Origin of the sequence: Citrobacter sp. wls826 (assembly GCF_005281245.1) — a bacterium.
Lineage (GTDB): Bacteria > Pseudomonadota > Gammaproteobacteria > Enterobacterales > Enterobacteriaceae > Citrobacter > Citrobacter braakii.
In genome coordinates, this window is the sequence record NZ_SZWS01000029.1 from 8,332 (window position 1) to 11,302 (window position 2,971).

Sequence of the window (2,971 nt, forward strand, 5' to 3'; positions counted from 1 at the left end):
GGTCTTACTGAAGTACCCCACGCTGGAACTGGTTGAATACAAGGTGGCGCGAATCGCCACCACCATGCCCTACATTCCTGGCTTTCTCTCCTTTCGCGAAACACCCGCGCTGATGGCCGCCTGGCAGCAGCTTTCGCACAAGCCTGATCTGCTATTCGTTGACGGTCACGGGATTTCTCACCCTCGCCGTCTGGGCGTGGCCAGCCATTTTGGCCTGCTGGTGGATGTCCCGACGATTGGCGTGGCGAAAAAACGGTTGTGCGGCAAGTTTGAGCCGCTCGCCGCCGAACCTGGAGCGTTAGCGCCGTTGTTGGATAAAGGCGAACAGCTGGCATGGGTTTGGCGCAGCAAAGCACGCTGTAACCCGCTGTTTATCTCTACGGGTCATCGCGTGAGCCAGGACAGCGCGTTAGCGTGGGTACAATGCTGTATGAACGGCTATCGTCTGCCGGAACCAACACGCTGGGCAGATGCGGTGGCATCCGAACGCCCTGCTTTTACGCGGCTTGCAGCAAAAACGCCCCATATCGGGTAAACTGCCGCTAATTTCCGTATTTGAGAACTCATCATGTTACAAAATCCGATTCACCTGCGTCTGGAGAAGCTGGAAAGCTGGCAGCACGTCACGTTTATGGCCTGTCTGTGCGAACGCATGTACCCCAACTACGCCATGTTCTGTAAGCAAACCGAATTTGGCGATGGACAAATTTACCGCCGAATTCTGGATTTGATTTGGGAAGCGCTGACGGTTAAAGACGCGAAAATCAATTTCGATAGCCAGTTGGAAAAATTTGAAGAGGCTATTCCTTCAGCAGACGATTACGATTTGTACGGCGTTTATCCGGCGATTGATGCCTGTGTGGCATTAAGCGAACTGATGCATTCGCGTCTTAGCGGTGAAACGCTGGAACATGCAATTGAGGTTAGTAAGGCTTCGATTACGACGGTTGCGATGCTGGAAATGACCCAGGCTGGTCGCGAAATGACCGATGAAGAGCTCAAAGAGAACCCGGCCGTTGAGCAAGAATGGGATATTCAGTGGGAAATTTTCCGACTTTTAGCCGACTGTGAAGAACGCGATATTGAGCTGATAAAAGGGCTTCGTGCAGACCTGCGCGAGGCTGGCGAGAGCAATATTGGTATAAATTTTCAGCAATGACACCATAAAACGTGATTTAACGCCTGATTTGTCGTGCCTGAAGGCTTCCCATCCGCCCCCGGTCTGGTCTACATTTGGGGGGCGAAAAAAAGTGGCTATCGGTGCGTGTATGCAGGAGAGTGCTTTTCTGGCATTTCCGTCGCACTCGATGCTTAGCAAGCGATAAACACATTGTAAGGATAACTTATGAACAAGACTCAACTGATTGATGTAATTGCAGACAAAGCAGAACTGTCTAAAACACAGGCTAAAGCTGCTCTGGAATCCACTCTGGCTGCTATTACTGAGTCTCTGAAAGAAGGCGATGCTGTACAACTGGTTGGTTTCGGTACCTTCAAAGTGAACCACCGTGCTGAGCGCACTGGCCGCAACCCGCAGACCGGTAAAGAAATCAAAATTGCCGCAGCTAACGTACCGGCATTTGTTTCTGGTAAAGCACTGAAAGACGCGGTTAAGTAATTCGCGTGGCAGTGAACAGTTTTATCGAAGGGGCGGTTTCGCCCCTTTTGTCCATCTGGCGTCATTCGCTTTGGCTTTCAGGTGTGCTGTTACTGTCTGCCTGTAGTCGCCACTCTGAGCTTCCTCCGTTCACGGCCAGCGGCTATGTTGGCGATCAGGGGGCGGTACGCATTTGGCGTAAAGATTCCAGCGACGATGTTCACTTGCTCTCGGTATTTAGTCCGTGGCGTAAAGGCGATACCACCACCAGTGAATACCGCTGGCAGGGTGATTCGCTCTCGCTGATAGAACTCAACACTTACAGTCAACCACCGGAACATGTCCGTATACGCTTCGATGACCGGGGCGAACTGAGTTTCATGCAGCGTGAAGTCGATGGGCAAAAGCAGCAGCTTTCCAGCGATCAAATTGCGCTTTACCGCTATCGTGCCGATCAAATCCGCCAGACCAGCGATGCGTTGCGTCAGGGACGGGTGATATTGCGTCAGGGACGCTGGCATGCGAATAACACAGTCACGACCTGTGAAGGTGAAACACTGAAGCCCGATCTGGAATCGTGGGCGATAAACCACATTGAGCGCCGCCAGAGCCATTCATCTGTAGAAGTGAGTGTGGCATGGCTGGAAGCGCCCGAAGGGTCGCAGCTACTGCTGGTTGCTAATGAAGATTTTTGTCACTGGCAGCCTACTGCCAAAACCTTCTGAAAACCTGATGCCAGGACATCGGGCCAGATAAGGTGAGGCCGCCATCCGGCAAAAACCGTTTACCAGTGGCCCATTCCCATATGGCCGCCGCGATGGTTACCGCCACCGCCGCACCCGCCGTAGCCCATTCCCGCTCCGCGAGGTACGCCTGCCTGGGCCATTGCGACATCGCGTTTAACGCGCTGCTCATCCAGTGACTGATTCAACGCCTCCATCTCCTTTGCCACGGCATTAATTTTTGCTGTGTCTGGCGAGCTGGCTGTTAGCAACGCGTTGTACTCATAACGTTTAGAGGTCAGCTGTTGGCGCAAGGCGTTGGTCTGCGAGTAGTAATCATCATAGATTTTCTGCGCGGTAGCCTGCTGCTCAGTGGTCATTGGCGTACCGCCTCGTTGCTGCATTCCATCACCATATCCCCAGTGATTCTGCGCCAGCGCCGGCGTAGAGCCCAACGCGATAAGAGAGAGTGCAATCAGCGCCAGTTTGTTGTTCCGTTTCATGGGTCGTTCTCCTGTTGGTTAGATTACATTTCCTATTGCATCTTCCGTGCCAAAGCGGCAATCCCGGTCCCGCGGGCGTTGTAGTCGTGGCCTTTACAGGGCGACGAGTAAAAATGACTCGCCAGAACGCGCCGGCGGGTCATTTTTAC

The 2,971-nt window shown here is 53.0% G+C and carries 5 protein-coding genes; 4 read left to right on the plus strand and 1 reads right to left on the minus strand.

What is annotated here, in order from left to right:
* The 4 genes from nfi to FDW87_RS07505 all read left to right on the plus strand — a co-directional run.
* On the plus strand, positions 1–535 hold a 535-nt coding region (nfi, locus tag FDW87_RS07490; protein ID WP_252363066.1), incomplete at its 5' end, for a deoxyribonuclease V.
* A 33-nt stretch (positions 536–568) separates the two neighbouring features.
* Positions 569–1,159 (plus strand): YjaG family protein, encoded by a 591-nt coding sequence (locus tag FDW87_RS07495; protein ID WP_003842015.1) that lies wholly within the window; start codon positions 569–571, stop codon positions 1,157–1,159.
* A gap of 186 nt (positions 1,160–1,345) precedes the next feature.
* Positions 1,346–1,618 (plus strand): nucleoid-associated protein HU-alpha, encoded by a 273-nt coding sequence (gene hupA, locus FDW87_RS07500; protein WP_001044509.1) that lies wholly within the window; start codon positions 1,346–1,348, stop codon positions 1,616–1,618.
* Positions 1,619–1,629: 11 nt separating this feature from the next.
* Positions 1,630–2,322: a DUF1481 domain-containing protein gene (locus FDW87_RS07505; RefSeq protein WP_016155315.1), complete on the plus strand. Its 693-nt coding sequence runs from the start codon at positions 1,630–1,632 to the stop codon at positions 2,320–2,322.
* 59 nt (positions 2,323–2,381) lie between these two features.
* Here FDW87_RS07505 and zraP read toward each other — a convergent pair whose 3' ends face one another.
* Positions 2,382–2,822, minus strand: coding sequence for a zinc resistance sensor/chaperone ZraP (gene zraP / locus FDW87_RS07510; protein WP_016155316.1), 441 nt, complete (start codon positions 2,820–2,822; stop codon positions 2,382–2,384).
* Between the last annotated feature and the right edge of the window lie 149 nt (positions 2,823–2,971).

Excerpts from the sequence above, each read along its gene's own strand:
- FDW87_RS07495 (WP_003842015.1), top strand. The coding sequence starts at position 569 with ATGTTACAAAATCCGATTCACCTGCGTCTGGAGAAGCTGGAAAGCTGG.
- hupA (WP_001044509.1), top strand. The coding sequence starts at position 1,346 with ATGAACAAGACTCAACTGATTGATGTAATTGCAGACAAAGCAGAACTG.
- zraP (WP_016155316.1), bottom strand. The coding sequence starts at position 2,822 with ATGAAACGGAACAACAAACTGGCGCTGATTGCACTCTCTCTTATCGCG.